Raw genomic sequence first — 15,168 nt, forward strand, 5'->3', positions numbered from 1 at the left:
CATCCATCAAATCGGCGTTCTTGTTTCTGTCTTTCCCGGGATTCCGTGAAGAACCAAAAAAAAGGGGGCACCTGCCCCCCCGAGGATTAAGCGGTAGAACGAAGGCCGGGATCAGCCCTCGATTTCAATCAGGATTTCGCCCGGGTTGACCCGGTCGCCCTTGGCCACATGAACGGCGGTCACCTTGCCAGCAATGGCTGCCTGCACTTCGGTTTCCATCTTCATGGCTTCGGTAATCAGCACGGCCTGGCCGGCCTTGACCACATCGCCTTCCTTGACCAGCACGTCGACGATGTTGCCCGGCATCGCCGTGCTCACATGGCCAGGCTCGGTGGCATGTTTGCGCTTGCTGGTGCCGCTGCTGACAAATTCGTTGAGCGGTTCGAACACCACTTCTTCGGGCATGCCATCGATGGACAGGTAGAAGTGGCGCTTGCCTTCGGCCTTCACGCCCACCCCGGTGATGTCGACGCGGTAGCTTTCGCCGTGCACGTCGATCACGAACTCGGTGGGCACGCCTTCGCCACCGGCACGGGCCACGCCGCCCGCTTCGGGGATCGGCAACAGCACTTCAGGGGCCAGGGTCCCGGCGTCGCGTTCTTCCAGGAACTTGCGGCCGATGTCCGGGAACATCGCGTAGGTCAGCACGTCTTCCTCAGACTTGGCCAACGCACCGATTTCGCCGCGCAGCTTGGTCATTTCCGGCTTGAGCAAATCGGCCGGGCGTACGTCGATGACCTCTTCGCTGCCGATGGCCTGGCGCCGCAGTTTTTCGTTCACGGTGCCCGGCGCCTTGCCGTAGCCGCCTTGCAGGTAGAGCTTCACCTCGTTGGTGATGGTCTTGTAGCGCTCGCCAGCCAGCACGTTGAAAAACGCCTGGGTGCCGACGATTTGCGAGGTGGGCGTGACCAGCGGCGGGAAGCCCAGGTCTTCACGCACACGCGGGATTTCGGCCAGCACTTCGCTCATGCGGTTCAACGCGCCCTGCTCTTTGAGCTGGTTGGCGAGGTTGGAGATCATCCCGCCCGGCACCTGGTTGACTTGCACACGGGTGTCGACGGCGGTGAATTCGCTTTCGAACTGGTGATATTTCTTACGCACGGCGTAGAAGTACAGGCCGATTTCCTGCAGCAGTTCCAGGTCCAGGCCGGTGTCGAACTCGCTGCCTTTAAGGGCCGCGACCATCGACTCGGTGCCCGGGTGGCTGGTGCCCCAGGCAAAGCTCGAGATGGCGGTGTCGATGTGATCGGCACCGTTTTCCACGGCCTTGAGCTGGCACATCGCGGCCAGGCCTGCGGTGTCGTGGGAATGGATGAAAATCGGCAGGCTCTGCTCGGCCTTCAGCGCCTTGACCAGCTCGCCGGTGGCGAACGGGGTGAGCAAACCGGCCATGTCCTTGATCGCGACCGAGTCGCAGCCCATGGCTTCCAACTGCTTGGCCTGGGCCACAAACGCTTCGACGGTGTGCACCGGGCTGGTGGTGTAGGCGATGGTGCCCTGGGCATGTTTGCCCGCGGCCTTGACCGCTTCGATGGCCACGCGCAGGTTACGCACGTCGTTCATCGCGTCAAAGATGCGGAACACGTCGATCCCGTTCACGGCGGCCTTGGCGACGAACGCCTTGACCACGTCGTCGCTGTAGTGGCGGTAGCCCAACAGGTTCTGGCCACGCAGCAGCATTTGCAGGCGGGTGTTGGGCAGCGCGGCGCGCATCTGGCGCAGGCGCTCCCACGGGTCTTCCTTCAAAAAGCGCACGCAGGCGTCAAACGTGGCGCCGCCCCAGACTTCCAGCGACCAGTAGCCGACTTTGTCGAGCTTGTCGCAGATCGGCAGCATGTCGTCGGTGCGCATGCGGGTCGCCAGCAACGATTGGTGAGCGTCGCGCAGGATGGTGTCGGTAACGAAGATCTTCTTGCTCATAGTCGGAACTCCTCATGGCGGCAAGCTTCGCGCTACACGCCGCAAGCAAAAGCCAATTCGCTTTTGCTTGCCGCTTGCCGCTGACAGCTTGCCGCTGCTTATTTATAAACCCGCGTGGGCAGCGATGGCGGCGGCGATAGCCAGGGCCAGTTCTTCAGGTTTGCGCTTGATCGAGTAGTTGGTCAGCTCGGGGTGGCTTTCCACAAAGCTTGTATTGAATTGGCCACTGCGAAATTCCGGGTTGCGCAAGATTTCCTGGTAGTAGGCGGCGGTGGTCTTCACGCCTTGCAGGCGCATGTCGTCCAGGGCGCGCAGGCCGCGGTCCATGGCCTCTTCCCAGGTCAACGCCCACACCACCAGTTTCAGGCACATGGAGTCGTAGAACGGCGGAATGGTGTAGCCGGTGTAGATCGCCGTGTCGGTGCGCACGCCGGGGCCGCCGGGCGCGTAGTAGCGGGTGATCTTGCCGAAGCTGGGCAGGAAGTTGTTTTTCGGGTCTTCGGCGTTGATGCGAAACTGCAACGCGAAGCCCCGGTGCTGGATGTCTTCCTGCTTGACCGACAGCGGCAGGCCCGACGCGATGCGGATCTGCTCGCGCACAATGTCGATGCCGGTGATTTCCTCGGTGATGGTGTGTTCCACCTGCACGCGGGTGTTCATTTCCATGAAGTACACCTCGCCCTCGGCGAGCAGGAACTCCACGGTGCCGGCGTTCTCGTAGCCCACCGCCTTGGCCGCGCGCACCGACAGGTCGCCGATGTAGGCGCGCTGTTCGGGGGTCAGCTGGGGGCTGGGGGCAATTTCGATGAGCTTCTGGTTGCGGCGCTGGATCGAGCAATCGCGCTCGAACAGGTGCACCACGTTGCCAAAGCTGTCACCCAGGATCTGCGCCTCGATGTGCTTGGGGTTGACGATGCACTTTTCCAGAAACACTTCTGCCGAGCCAAAGGCCTTGGTGGCTTCGGAGATCACCCGGGGGAAGGCTTGTTCGAGTTCTTCGCGGCTGTTGCAACGGCGGATACCGCGACCGCCACCGCCGGAGGTGGCCTTGAGCATCACCGGGTAACCGATACGGTCGCCTTCGGTGAGGGCCTCCTCGATACCGGCGACGTTGCCTTCGGTGCCCGGCGTCACTGGCACACCGGCCTTGATCATGCTGCGGCGCGCTTCGGTCTTGTCGCCCATGCGGCGGATCACGTCGGCCGACGGGCCAATGAATTTGATCCCGCGTTCGGCGCAAATGTCGGCCAGTTCGGCGTTTTCCGACAGGAACCCGTAGCCGGGGTGCAAGGCGTCGCAACCGGTTTCCACCGCCAGGTTTACCAGCTTGCGCGGGTTGAGGTAACCGGCCAGGGGCTCGGCGCCAATGCTGTGGGCCTCGTCGGCACGCTTGACGTGCAGCGCATGGCGATCCGCGTCGGAGAACACCGCCACCGAGCGGATGCCCATCTCGGCACAAGCCCGCACGATTCGCACGGCGATCTCACCACGGTTGGCGATCAGGATCTTTTTTATCACTTGGAAATTCCCTTGAGCCGATTGCTACCTACTTCGACCCGGGAAGCGGGTCGGCGCGTGACCAAATGTTTCAAGCCAGTCGCGAGACACACACTATGCGCAGCGCAGGATTAACAAAAATCAATAATTATTGGGCCGTGTATAAGCAAAAGCTTATAGTTGCCGTTCAGGGGCGGATCCAAGTGAGCTAGATAATGCGTAAGTCATTGATGCGTATAACATTGCGTCAGCTGCAAATTTTCAATGAAGTGTGTGATTTACGCTCCTACAGCCGGGCGGCCGAGGAAATGTCACTCACTCAACCGGCCGTCAGCCTACAAATCCGCCAGCTGGAAGAACTGCTGGGCCAGCCGCTGTTCGAGTACGTCGGCAAAAAACTCTACATGACCGAAGCCGCCGAGGCCTTGCAGCGCGCCAGCCGCGACATTTTCGGTCGCCTGGAAAACCTCGACATGCAGCTGTCGGACATGCAGGGCTCGTTACAGGGCCAGTTGAAACTGGCGGTGGAGTCGAGCGCCAAGTACTTCGTGCCGCACCTGTTCGCCGCCTTCAAGCGCCAGCACCCGGAGGTGAACCTGCAACTGACGGTGGTCAACCGCGCCCAGGTCATCCGCCGGCTGTCCGACAACCGCGACGACTTGGTGATCATGTCCATGGTGCCCCAGGACATGGGCCTGGAATTTCTGCCGTTTCTCAACAACCCGATCGTGGCCGTGGCGCCCGCCGACCACCCGTTGAGCCATCAAGGCCCGCTGCGCTTGCAGGACCTTGAGCCGTACACGCTGCTGCTGCGCGAATCCGGCTCGGGTACGCGGATGGCGTGCGAAGAGTACTTCAAGGAAAAACGCGTGCACTTCACCCAGACGGTCGAAGTGGCCTCGGCCGAGGCGCAGCGCGAATGCGTGCTGGCAGGCTTGGGCGTGGCGCTGCTGACCCGTCACGCCGTCAACCTGGAACTGGCCACCGGCGGGCTCAAGGAGCTGCCGGTGGAAGAGTTGCCGCTGTACCGCAGCTGGTGCCTGGTGCAGGCCAGGGCCAAGCGCCTGTCACCGGTGGCCCATGCGTTCTTGGGCTTTATCCGCAGCGAGCGGGCGCAGATCAGCGTGCTGGCTGAGCGATTCGCTGGGCAGCCAGGGACGCCTGCCAGTGGAGCTCCGGGTAATCGGTGATGGCTTGCTGCAATTGACGCTGCTCGCAGCGGTCTTCAATTGCGCGACGGAACGCCATGCGGCGCTGGTCTTCCTGCTGACGGCGGGTTTTGACGGTGCTGTTGCTGTCTTCGTAGTGCCGGGCCATTGCGAGTCTCCCAATGCGAGTACGGGGAGTACAGGATCCGCCGGGGCGATGACGGTTTGGCGGCGCGGGCATGACAAGCTGATGAATCCTGCAAATCCCGCGATATTGGCATTTGCCATGTAGTACCCGTCTGACCCAAGCGACAGAGCGTTCTGATTGTCGGCGTTCAAGGCCGTACGCGATTGACCCTCCCAGGCCTGCTGGATAGCGTCCGTGGCTCACGCACAGCCTGAGCGCAAGGATGCAGATATGACCACACACTGCCTGGTGCCCCACGACCTGGATCTGAAAAAACTCTGGGACAGCACCCGCGAACTGCCCGACTGCAAACGCGAAACCCTCACCGACGGCCCCAACCCGACCACCCGCATCGAAGTTCCGCTGCTGACCTGCAACTGCCTGTGGCGCCGCTTCCAGCAAGAAGCCCAAGACTGGATCGCCCCCGGCGGCGTTCTGATCGCCGACCCACAGGCGCGCAACCGCAAGATCAACGCCGCGTATGCGCAGCTGTGGCTGGCGGATCAGCGGTTTCAATGGGCAGGGTTGGCGGCGTTTGCGTCGAAGCAAGTCGGGTGTGGGCTGCTGCATGCCGTGACACTGGAACAACGTATCGAAGATGAGAAAAGGGCTTATCAGGCGCTCAAGGACAGCCATCCCAAGGATTTATACGAGCGGATTGTGCTCAATAAATTGCGCTCAAATGTGGAGCTTTGGGAGGAATGGGACAGGGCCAAACAGCGAAACCCGGTGCCACTGACGAGCGACCTGCTATTGGGGGGTGCGGTCGAAATGCTTCAGGAAGAGTTGAGGTATGTGCATGAAATGTTGGCGCTGGGGAATACGGCGCTGTTTCTGGATGTTTATCCGTTGCATCGGTTTTTTATGGTGCGGGGATATGAAGAGATGGCAGCGTGTCTATCCCATCGTGAAAATATAAGAAATGATTTTTTTTGGCCTATTGACGATACCGTTAAGTTTGGCAAGGCCCAAACGGATATTTTGCAAGCGTTCGGCTTAATTAACCAAGGCAGCATAAGTGCGAGCGTACGATCAATGGCGCAACACGAACAATTGAATATCCTTCAACCCGCCATGTACGACGTTAGGCGCTTCGCATTATTAATGCGTGGAACTCAAGCAGGCGACGTCCTATCTGTCGTCACCGGTTTATTTTCAGGGCTGCCTGAGGAAATACAATTAACACTGGCCAGCCAATGCAAAGCGTCAGACAATCGGAGAATTGCATTCAGCCAAAACCCGATTGCCGACTTGGCAGACAAAGACCAGCGAATGGATTTTGTGATGCGCGCGGCCACTCAATTCGACATATTGCTGAAAAACCCCGTAACTCAAGCCCAACTCAAAACAGCCATTACCGATATTGCTCATGGCGGCGGCGTTGAATAATGCAAAGAGCTAATGAGTGCATATTGATCACCCTTTGCTTCTTTTCATTGGCTTATAGTATTTACACAGCCAACACTATCCCGCTCATTTCGGCACACACCGGAAAGCGCTATGAGCAGGTTGTACACGACTCAAGCTTTCCGATTAAATCAAAAACCGTCATTTATCCGGGCGAAAAACCCGAGCCGGACTCGATCTGGATTCGCAGTCCAGTCATTATAAAATTTGATGATCCTCAACACGGTTTTACCTTGCCACCCACCCGGTTTGGCGTAGTCGCGTTCAACGAATGGAAAGTCACGACCCTGACAACGTCACCGATGCTGGAAGCGCTACCTTTTGAACAGCTGATTCCACTACTTGATGATTTACAGGCAACGTTAAAAACCGCTGGATGGACACCCCATTATGCGGATCGAGGCGGCTGGCTCAATACTGAGAGCGAGGTCGCCAGAAATGCGCTACAGCGCGTACTATTCGATAAAATTGAAACTGTCACGCTCTTAATTCCTGACAAATACATGCTTTTTTTGACGGTGATATGTGCTCCGCGCTGCGACGAACGCGCACCAGAAAAAGCCAGGTATCTAATAGATATCAGCCTGGGTAAAGACTTCACAAAACCCGGACCTCACTAACAATGCCCCTTAACCTCATTGCCAGCTTTCGCATTAAATTTATAAAGTTCAGTAGGAAAAAAGCAACATCAGAAATAGTTGTTGGGGGGATGATATCGATTGGCCTGTTCTTTTATTTCATCCATCCCGCCGACACAACTAATACGCTTGCCCTGCATATTGGCAAACCCTATGAAGCGGTGGTGCGTGACTCCACATTTCCCATTAAGTCTAAAACCCTGCTAAGACCCACCGAGCCGCCAGTGGCTGACTCAACGTGGATCAACAGCCCTGTCATCGTGAAATTTGACGATCCTCAACACGGTTTCATCTTGCCAGCCACCCTGTTCGGCGCCGTGGGCTATAACAAAGAGCGTGTTACGACTATTACCACCTCGCCAATGCTGGAAACGGTGACCTTTGAGCAACTCATTCCGCGCCTCAAGCATTTACAAGACACCTTGCAAAAGGCCGGCTGGGTACCAAAAAACAAAACAGATAATACATGGATCAAAATAGAAAATAAGAATGACCGCGCTCTTTTGCAAAATACATTATTTGAAAAAGTGGTCGTGGCAACCCTATTGATACCCGAAAAATATCGGCTCGACCTTAATGTAAAGTGTTATAAGCGCTGCGATGAGCGCAACCCGCAAACAGCGAAGTACTTGATAGATGTCAGTATCGGCACGGACTTCAGCAACCTATAACACTTAAAGCTTGTGTGAACTGATCTTACCGAACGTATAAAAAAGAAGCCTTATCATGCGTTCTCACTTTACCGCCTTAGATATCGGCATAGTGCTGACCGTTAAAAAAATGAAACGCCTCTTCAACTGTCTTCCAAGACATTAAACCTGCCCAACGGCCTATCGCCAGGCACGCCTTGTGAGTGAGTCCTGAAACCCCTCAATCATCAATCGCCTTAACCGACTTGGGCGACAACCGCAAACTCCGCAAGCTGCGCTTCACACTCTTGAGGTGGTTCACCAGGCTCGGCCCACGCGCCATGGCCACGCCCATCGCCAGTACGTCGATCACCACCAGGTGGGCGATACGCGACGTAAGCGGCGTGTAGATCTCGGTGTCTTCATGCACATCAATCGCCAGGTTGACGGTCGACAGTTCTGCCAAGGGGGTTTGGCTGGGGCACAAGGTGATCAGCGAGGCGCCGCTTTCGCGCACCAGGTTGGCGGTGATCAGCAGGTCTTTGGAGCGGCCTGACTGGGAAATGCAGATGGCCACGTCGGTGGGTTTGAGGGTCACCGCCGACATCGCCTGCATGTGCGGGTCGCTGTAGGCCGCGGCCGTCAGCAGCAGTCGGAAGAATTTGTGCTGGGCGTCAGCCGCAACCGCACCGGAGGCGCCGAAGCCGTAGAACTCCACACGCTGGGCCTGGGACATGGCGGTCACGGCCTTTTGCAACTCCACCGGGTCGAGCTTTTCGCGCACTTCCATCAGGGTGTGCAGGGTGGTGTCGAAGATTTTCAGGCTGTAGTCGGCGACGGAGTCGTCTTCATGGATGGCGAACTGCCCAAAGCTTGCGCCAGCGGCCAGGCTTTGGGCCAGCTTGAGTTTCAAGTCCTGAAACCCCGAGCAACCGATGGCGCGGCAGAAGCGCACGATGGTCGGCTCGCTGATGCCCACGCTGTGGGCCAGGTCGGCCATGGAACTGTGCATCACGGCCGCAGGGTCAAGCAGCACGTGATCGGCAACTTTAAGTTCCGATTTGCGTAACAGGTGGCGCGACTGGGCGATATGTTGCAACAGGTTCAAAGGGCAGGACTCTTGTTATGGGCGGTGCGAGGGATGTAGCAAGCTTGTAGTTATACTACAAGAATTGCCCATTTGCCCGCTCGATACGTTACTAAATCGCCCGCACGCCCGCTGAAACAGCGGGCAGGCTCTATGTAGCCCCTTTGGCGGCCCCGGCCCGACTAGAGAATGTCGGCATTTTTTCGTAACACATCTGCCAGCGCGTCGGCCTCCATGGGCCGGCCGATCAAATACCCCTGCACCTCGTCACACTGCTCGGCCCGCAGGAAATCCAGTTGCTGTTGGTCTTCCACGCCTTCGGCTACCACCTTGAGTGCCAGCCCGTGGGCCATGGCGATGACGGCCCGGGTGATCGCCGCATCTTCGCGGCCCAGGCCCAGGCTGCGGATAAAGGTCTGGTCGATCTTCACGTAGTCCACCGGGATACGCTTGAGGTAACTGAGCGAGGAATAGCCGGTGCCAAAGTCATCGATGGCCAGCTTCACCCCCAGGTCGCGCAGTTGCTGGAACGTGCCGATGATGTGTTCCACGCTGTCGAGCAACTGGCTTTCGGTCAGCTCAAGCTCCAGGTATTGCGGGTCCAGGCCGGTTTCTTCAAGCACATGGCGCACCAGGCTCACCAGCTTGCCCTGACGCAATTGGTGCACCGACAGGTTGACCGACACGCGAATCGGCGCCAGCCCCGATCGCTGCCATTGGCAAGCCTGCCAGCACGCCTGGCGCAGCACGAACTCCCCCAACGGCACGATCAGCCCGGTTTCTTCGGCCATGCCGATGAAGTCCCCCGGCGGCACCATGCCCCACTGCGGGTGATGCCAGCGGATCAGCGCTTCGGCGGCATTCAACTGGCCGGTGGCCAGGCACAATTTGGGTTGGTAGAACACGGTCAGTTGGTGTTCATCAATGGCTTTACGCAGATGGTTTTCCAGCTGCAAACGCTCAAGTGTGCTGGCTTGCAGGCTGTCGGTGTAGAACTGGAAGTTATTGCCGCCCAGATGTTTGGCGTGTTGCATGGCTATGTTCGATTGGCTGACCAGCGCGGAAATTTCCCGCGCGTTATCAGGCAACAAACTGACACCCATGGAGGCGCTGACCACCAGCTCATGCCCCTCCACCGTCACCGGCACCCGCAACTTGGCCAACAGCCGCGTGGCCACCCGTGCCAGGCTCGACAGGTTGGCATAGGCGTCGAACAGCACGGCAAATTCATCCCCGGAGAGCCGCGCGATGGTGTCGGCCTCGGGCAGCGCATTGATCAAGCGGCGGGCCATTTTTTGCAGCAACTGGTCGGCGACTTCATGCCCGAGGCTGTCATTGAGCAGCTTGAAACGGTCCAGGTTGATGTGCAGCAGTGCCAGGCTTCGCCCGCCCTGACGCACCCGCTGGTGGGCCTCGCGCAGCCGTTCGCGAAACAGCGAACGGTTGGCCAGGCCGGTCAATTCGTCATAGTGGGTGAGGTAGCGCATGCGCTCCTCGGATTCCCGCCGGGCCGACAGATCGGCGAAGAAGCCCACGATATGGCTAACGTTTCCCCGCACATCGCGCACCACGTTCAGTTGCAGCCACTGCGGGTACAGCTCGCCGTTCTTGCGCGTTTCCACCAGTTCGCCCTGCCAGGTGCCGTGGCTGAGCAGCGCCTGGCGGATGGCCGGGAAATGGCGCCGGGCATCGCGACTGCTGGGAAGCTCGACGACGTTGCGGCCGATCATGTCGTCGGTGTCGAACCCCGTGACCTGGCGAAACGCCTGATTGACCGCGACCAGCCGGTAGTCCGGGTCCAGGATCACAATGCCTTCGCTGGCCGCCTCGAACACGGTCGAGGCCAGGCGCAGTTGCTCCTCCAGGGCTTTACCTGCGCTGATGTCGCGGCGGGTGCCGAGCATCCGCGTGACCCGCCCGGCGGGCGAGCGCTCCACGGCGCGGCCACGGTCCTGGATCCACACCCAGTGGCCAGCGCCATGCCGCACCCGGTATTCGACTTGATAGTCTTCGCTGCGGCCCTTGAGATGCTCCACCAGGGCGCGCTTGAGCAGCGGCAGATCGTCCGGGTGCAGGCGCGGCTTGAGGTGGCTGAGCATTGCCGTGACGTACGCAGGCTCAAGGCCAAACAGCTCCTGAAGCTGGGTGTGGTGGACTTCGTCGGTTTGCAGGTTCCAGTCCCACAGGCCCAACTCGCTGGCCTGCAACGCCATGGCCAGGCGTGCCTCGCTTTTGTTCAGGGCCAGGCTGGCCGCGTCCAACGCCTGGCTACGTTGTTCCACACGGTGTTGCAGGCCCACCTGCGCCTCACGCAGCTCCTGTTCGGCCAGGCGCCGCTGCTCCACCTCGCGCACCAGTGCCTGGTTCAACTGTTCACTGCGCTGCCGGGCTTGTTGCAAATGCTCGATCAGGGCCTGGTTCTGGAAGCGGCGCAGCAAGCCGCGCTGGATCAACCGGTTGACCTGCCACGCCACCACGCTCAACGACGCCAGCAGGATCAGGCCCAGGCAGCCCCACCCCTGCTGCTGCGGGTCGCCATGCCAGAACAGATACCCGATGGCCGGCACCAGGCACGGCACGGCAAATGACAAAAACGCTGGCAGGCTCACGGCATAGGCAACGCTGGCGGACAGCGTCGCCGCGCCGATCAGGCCAAATACCCACGCCTGCTGCACAAAGCTGTCCACCGGCACCAGGGCGATGGCCGCGCTGGCCAGGGTCAGGCCGCTGGCGGCAGAACCAAGCAGGAACATGCGCCGCCACACGGGCTGCGCCTGGCGGCTGGGCATGGCCGAATCGAACGCGGCCACCTGGATCACGCGCAGCGCCACCAAGGCCAGCAGCCACACCAGCCAGACGCTGTCCAGCACGTAGCGCTGCGGGTCCCACAGCAGCCAGGCACACACCAGGCCGTTCACTAGCATTAGTAACGTCGGCAGCAACGAGCCCTGGTACAACAGGCGCGTGCGCTCAACGGCCATCTCGGTGGCGTAATGTTTACGGATAACCTGCGCTGGGGCCGCAAAAAGGCCCGCCAGGTCGATGCTAAGGGTCATAGGCAGTGTTCTTATAATGGTGAGCCCGAAACGTCGACGGAGCATACACAAGCAAACGCGCGTGCCAAACAGCCCCGGGCGATAAAACTCGCGCGCCGATCCGTCGCAAACCTTGGGGCCAGACGGCTTGAGCGAGACGGGCCGTGGCTTGCGGCGCTTGACTGACCAGTCATCAATAGGCACCGGGCAAACCCTTACCGTGACGTTTTCCCGCCACCGCCCGGCATTGGTATTTGCCCGACTCCCTCCGGCCCCCTAGAATGCGCCGATGCGCGATGATCTCTCCCTTCTGCTGAACTCCCTCAACGATGCCCAACGCCAGGCCGTAGCCGCCCCCGTTGGCCGTCAGTTGGTCCTGGCCGGTGCTGGCTCCGGCAAAACCCGAGTGCTGGTGCACCGCATCGCCTGGTTGATCCAGGTCGAAGGCGCCTCGCCCCACTCCATGTTGTCGGTGACCTTCACCAACAAGGCCGCTGCCGAGATGCGCCACCGCATCGAGCAGTTGATGGGCCTCAGCCCGGCCGGCATGTGGGTGGGCACCTTCCACGGCCTGGCGCACCGCTTGTTGCGGGCGCATTGGCAGGAAGCGGGACTGAGCCAGACCTTCCAGATTCTGGACAGCGATGACCAGCAGCGCCTGGTCAAGCGGGTGATCCGCGAGCTGGGCCTGGACGAACAACGCTGGCCCGCCCGCCAGGCCCAATGGTTCATCAACGGCCAGAAAGACGAAGGCCTGCGCCCGCAGCATATCCAGGCCAGTGGCGACCTGTTCCTGGCCACCATGCGCAGCATTTACGAGGCCTATGAAGCGGCCTGCCTGCGCGCCGGGGTCATCGACTTTTCCGAGCTGCTGCTGCGCGCCCTCGACCTGTGGCGCGACAACCCCGGCCTGCTCGCGCACTACCAGAAGCGCTTCCGGCACATCCTGGTGGACGAGTTCCAGGACACCAACGCCGTGCAGTACGCCTGGTTGCGCCTGTTGGCCAAGGGCGGCGACAGCCTGATGGTGGTGGGCGACGACGACCAGTCGATCTACGGCTGGCGCGGCGCGAAGATCGAGAACATCTACCAGTACAGCGACGATTTCCCCGACGCCGAAACCATCCGCCTGGAGCAGAACTACCGCTCCACCGCCGGGATCCTCAAGGCCGCCAACGCCTTGATCGCCAACAACACCGGGCGCCTGGGCAAGGAGCTGTGGACCGACGGCGGCGAAGGTGAGTCCATCAACTTGTATGCCGCCTTCAACGAACACGATGAAGCGCGCTATGTGGTGGAAACCATCGAAAGCGCCCTGAAAACCGGCCTCGCCCACAGTGACATCGCCATTTTGTACCGCTCCAACGCCCAGTCGCGGGTGCTGGAAGAAGCCTTGCTGCGCGAACGCATTCCGTACCGCATTTATGGCGGCCAGCGCTTCTTCGAGCGCGCCGAAATCAAGAACGCCATGGCCTACCTGCGCCTGCTGGAAGGGCGTGGCAACGATGCGGCGCTGGAACGAGTGATCAACGTACCGGCGCGAGGCATTGGCGAAAAAACCGTCGAAGCCATCCGCGACCACGCCCGCCACAGCGATGTGTCGATGTGGGAGGCCATGCGCCTGCTCATCGCCAACAAGGGCCTTACCGGCCGCGCGGCGAGTGCCTTGGGGGTGTTTGTCGAGCTGATCGAGAACCTCGCGGCCAAATGCTTGGAAATGCCGTTGCATTTGATGACGCAGACCGTGATCGAGCAGTCCGGCCTGATCGCCTACCACGAGGCGGAAAAAGGCGAAAAAGGCCAGGCCCGGGTGGAAAACCTCGAGGAACTGGTGAGCGCCGCCCGCGCCTTTGAAAACACCGAAGAAGACGAAGAGCTGACCCCGCTCGCCGCGTTCCTGGGCCATGCCTCGCTGGAGGCGGGCGACACCCAGGCCGACGAGCACGAAGACAGCATTCAACTGATGACGCTGCACAGCGCCAAGGGCCTGGAGTTCCCGTATGTGTTCCTGGTGGGCATGGAAGAAGGCCTGTTCCCGCACAAGATGAGCCTGGAAGAGCCCGGCCGCCTGGAAGAGGAACGTCGCCTGGCGTACGTGGGCATTACCCGGGCCATGCAGAACCTGGTGATGACCTACGCCGAAACCCGCCGTTTGTATGGCAGCGAAACCTACAACAAGGTGTCGCGTTTCGTACGCGAAGTGCCGAAGGGGCTGATCCAGGAAGTGCGGCTGTCCAACAGCGTCAGCCGACCGTTTGCCGGTGGGCAGGCGCAGAACACCAGCAACCTGTTCGCCGGTTCCGAGATCCCCGAGACGCCATTCAGCCTGGGCCAGCCGGTCAAGCACGCGATCTTCGGCGAAGGCGTGATCCTCAACTTCGAAGGCGCCGGCGCCCAGGCGCGGGTTCAGGTGAACTTCGCCGAGGGCAGCAAATGGCTGATGCTCGGGTACGCCAAGTTGGAAGCGCTGTAACGCCTGCCTGCGATTGAAGTGTGGCCCGCCCCTTGTTTTTGCCGCAGGCGGGCCAATATCTGTAACAAGTCCTACGGACAATTCGTATCGGTCTTACGCAAAAGCCCGAAACACTATGCCGCTAGCCACTGCCGCTTCACCTGTGCAACATGGCGCGCGTGCAATCCACAAACGGGAATTCCCTTTATGAAACGTTTTCTTAGCATCGCCCTGGCGTTGTGCATCGGCCTGACGATGAGCCTCGACGCCAACGCCAAGCGCTTCGGTGGCGGCAAAAGCATGGGCTCGGCGCCGACTCACCAGACCAGCCAAATGGCGCCTTCGGGCGGTGGTTTCGGCGGCGCCGCTGCAACAGCTGGCGCGGCAGGTGCCGCTGGCGCCGCGGCCAAGGCCGGCGGTGCTTCGCGCTGGTTGGGCCCTCTGGCAGGCATCGCCGCCGGTGGCCTGCTGGCGTCCATGTTCATGGGCGGCGGCTTCCAGGGCATGCAGTTCTTCGACATCCTGATCATGGCCGTCATCGCCTTTGTGATCTTCCGCTTTATCGCCGCCCGTCGCCGCAAGCAGCAGGAGCACATGGCCCCGGCTGGCGCGCCGATGCAGCGTGAAGTGTTCGAGCAGAAACCCGCCATGGGTTCGCTCTTCGGGGGTTCGGCCGCGCCGGCTGCCGCGCGTCCGGTCATCAATGCACCGGCCTGGTTCAACGAGCAGCGTTTTGTCGAAGCCGCCCGCAACCACTTCCAGGCGCTGCAGCAGCACTGGGACGCGAACGAAATGGACAAGATCGCCGAGTTCGTGACCCCGCAACTGCTGGAGTTCCTCAAGCGCGAACGTGCCGACCTGGGCGACGGCTTCCAGTCGACCTTCATCGACAACCTGCACGTGCAGCTTGAAGGTGTGGACGACCGCGCCGACAAGACCATCGCCACCCTGACCTTCAGCGGCGTGTCGAAAACCTCGCGTTTCGACCAGGGCGAAACCTTCAGCGAAAGCTGGAACATGGAGCGCCCACAAGGCGACAACCAGCCTTGGCTGGTGGCCGGTATCCGCCAGAACGGCTGATTCCAGACGCGTTACCCACGTGTTTAGCCAAACCCCGGACATGTCCGGGGTTTTCTATTTCACGGTTGCACTTATAGCGAGCTACTGT

Annotated in this window: 12 protein-coding genes; 7 read left to right on the top strand and 5 right to left on the bottom strand. The window is 60.4% G+C overall.

Translation table 11 applies throughout. The features are described from left to right. Window positions 1-111 precede the first annotated feature (111 nt). Window positions 112-1,920, bottom strand: a complete 1,809-nt coding sequence (oadA, locus tag ACW9H9_RS17055; RefSeq protein WP_457344344.1) for a sodium-extruding oxaloacetate decarboxylase subunit alpha — start codon at window positions 1,918-1,920, stop codon at window positions 112-114. A gap of 102 nt (window positions 1,921-2,022) precedes the next feature. Beyond that, window positions 2,023-3,438 carry an acetyl-CoA carboxylase biotin carboxylase subunit gene (locus ACW9H9_RS17060; protein WP_457344343.1) on the bottom strand — a complete coding sequence of 472 codons (1,416 nt, stop codon included), beginning with the start codon at window positions 3,436-3,438 and terminating at the stop codon, window positions 2,023-2,025. Window positions 3,439-3,632: 194 nt separating this feature from the next. On the opposite strand from ACW9H9_RS17060, the gene ACW9H9_RS17065 reads away from it, so the two are divergent. Next, complete coding sequence (locus tag ACW9H9_RS17065; protein ID WP_457344342.1) at window positions 3,633-4,607, top strand: LysR family transcriptional regulator; 975 nt, start codon at window positions 3,633-3,635, stop codon at window positions 4,605-4,607. On the opposite strand, the gene ACW9H9_RS17070 is transcribed toward ACW9H9_RS17065, so the two are convergent. Further along, entirely contained in the window at window positions 4,537-4,734 is a 198-nt protein-coding gene (locus tag ACW9H9_RS17070; RefSeq protein ID WP_457344341.1) for a PA3496 family putative envelope integrity protein, read from the bottom strand. The two genes, ACW9H9_RS17065 and ACW9H9_RS17070, sit on opposite strands and share 71 nt — an antisense overlap. Here ACW9H9_RS17070 and ACW9H9_RS17075 point away from each other — a divergent pair. The 4 genes from ACW9H9_RS17075 to ACW9H9_RS17090 all read left to right on the top strand — a co-directional run bounded on the left by ACW9H9_RS17075 (window position 4,672) and on the right by ACW9H9_RS17090 (window position 7,468). Then, window positions 4,672-4,857 (top strand): hypothetical protein, encoded by a 186-nt coding sequence (locus tag ACW9H9_RS17075; RefSeq protein WP_457344347.1) that lies wholly within the window; start codon window positions 4,672-4,674, stop codon window positions 4,855-4,857. The two genes, ACW9H9_RS17070 and ACW9H9_RS17075, sit on opposite strands and share 63 nt — an antisense overlap. Before the next feature lie 126 nt (window positions 4,858-4,983). Beyond that, window positions 4,984-6,141, top strand: a complete 1,158-nt coding sequence (locus ACW9H9_RS17080) for a DUF2515 family protein (RefSeq protein WP_457370435.1) — start codon at window positions 4,984-4,986, stop codon at window positions 6,139-6,141. A gap of 23 nt (window positions 6,142-6,164) precedes the next feature. Beyond that, complete coding sequence (locus ACW9H9_RS17085) at window positions 6,165-6,779, top strand: hypothetical protein (protein WP_457344339.1); 615 nt, start codon at window positions 6,165-6,167, stop codon at window positions 6,777-6,779. 2 nt (window positions 6,780-6,781) lie between these two features. After that, window positions 6,782-7,468: a hypothetical protein gene (locus tag ACW9H9_RS17090; RefSeq protein WP_457344338.1), complete on the top strand. Its 687-nt coding sequence runs from the start codon at window positions 6,782-6,784 to the stop codon at window positions 7,466-7,468. 199 nt (window positions 7,469-7,667) lie between these two features. Here the strand turns inward: ACW9H9_RS17090 and hexR are convergent, their stop codons facing one another. Then, window positions 7,668-8,534 (bottom strand): transcriptional regulator HexR, encoded by an 867-nt coding sequence (gene hexR / locus ACW9H9_RS17095; protein WP_457344337.1) that lies wholly within the window; start codon window positions 8,532-8,534, stop codon window positions 7,668-7,670. Between the two features lie 161 nt (window positions 8,535-8,695). After that, window positions 8,696-11,569: a putative bifunctional diguanylate cyclase/phosphodiesterase gene (locus tag ACW9H9_RS17100; protein ID WP_457344336.1), complete on the bottom strand. Its 2,874-nt coding sequence runs from the start codon at window positions 11,567-11,569 to the stop codon at window positions 8,696-8,698. A 268-nt stretch (window positions 11,570-11,837) separates the two neighbouring features. Here ACW9H9_RS17100 and uvrD point away from each other — a divergent pair, with 268 nt between their 5' ends. Together uvrD and ACW9H9_RS17110 are read left to right on the top strand one after the other, a co-directional pair. Then, window positions 11,838-14,021 (top strand): DNA helicase II, encoded by a 2,184-nt coding sequence (gene uvrD / locus ACW9H9_RS17105; protein WP_457344335.1) that lies wholly within the window; start codon window positions 11,838-11,840, stop codon window positions 14,019-14,021. A gap of 186 nt (window positions 14,022-14,207) precedes the next feature. Beyond that, complete coding sequence (locus tag ACW9H9_RS17110) at window positions 14,208-15,080, top strand: Tim44 domain-containing protein (RefSeq protein WP_457344334.1); 873 nt, start codon at window positions 14,208-14,210, stop codon at window positions 15,078-15,080. Window positions 15,081-15,168 lie beyond the last annotated feature (88 nt).

The organism is Pseudomonas sp. SDO5215_S409 (assembly GCF_054071325.1).

Excerpts from the sequence above, each read along its gene's own strand:
- oadA (WP_457344344.1), bottom strand. The coding sequence starts at position 1,920 with ATGAGCAAGAAGATCTTCGTTACCGACACCATCCTGCGCGACGCTCAC.
- ACW9H9_RS17065 (WP_457344342.1), top strand. The coding sequence starts at position 3,633 with ATGCGTAAGTCATTGATGCGTATAACATTGCGTCAGCTGCAAATTTTC.
- ACW9H9_RS17070 (WP_457344341.1), bottom strand. The coding sequence starts at position 4,734 with ATGGCCCGGCACTACGAAGACAGCAACAGCACCGTCAAAACCCGCCGT.
- ACW9H9_RS17080 (WP_457370435.1), top strand. The coding sequence starts at position 4,984 with ATGACCACACACTGCCTGGTGCCCCACGACCTGGATCTGAAAAAACTC.
- ACW9H9_RS17090 (WP_457344338.1), top strand. The coding sequence starts at position 6,782 with ATGCCCCTTAACCTCATTGCCAGCTTTCGCATTAAATTTATAAAGTTC.
- ACW9H9_RS17100 (WP_457344336.1), bottom strand. The coding sequence starts at position 11,569 with ATGACCCTTAGCATCGACCTGGCGGGCCTTTTTGCGGCCCCAGCGCAG.
- uvrD (WP_457344335.1), top strand. The coding sequence starts at position 11,838 with ATGCGCGATGATCTCTCCCTTCTGCTGAACTCCCTCAACGATGCCCAA.
- ACW9H9_RS17110 (WP_457344334.1), top strand. The coding sequence starts at position 14,208 with ATGAAACGTTTTCTTAGCATCGCCCTGGCGTTGTGCATCGGCCTGACG.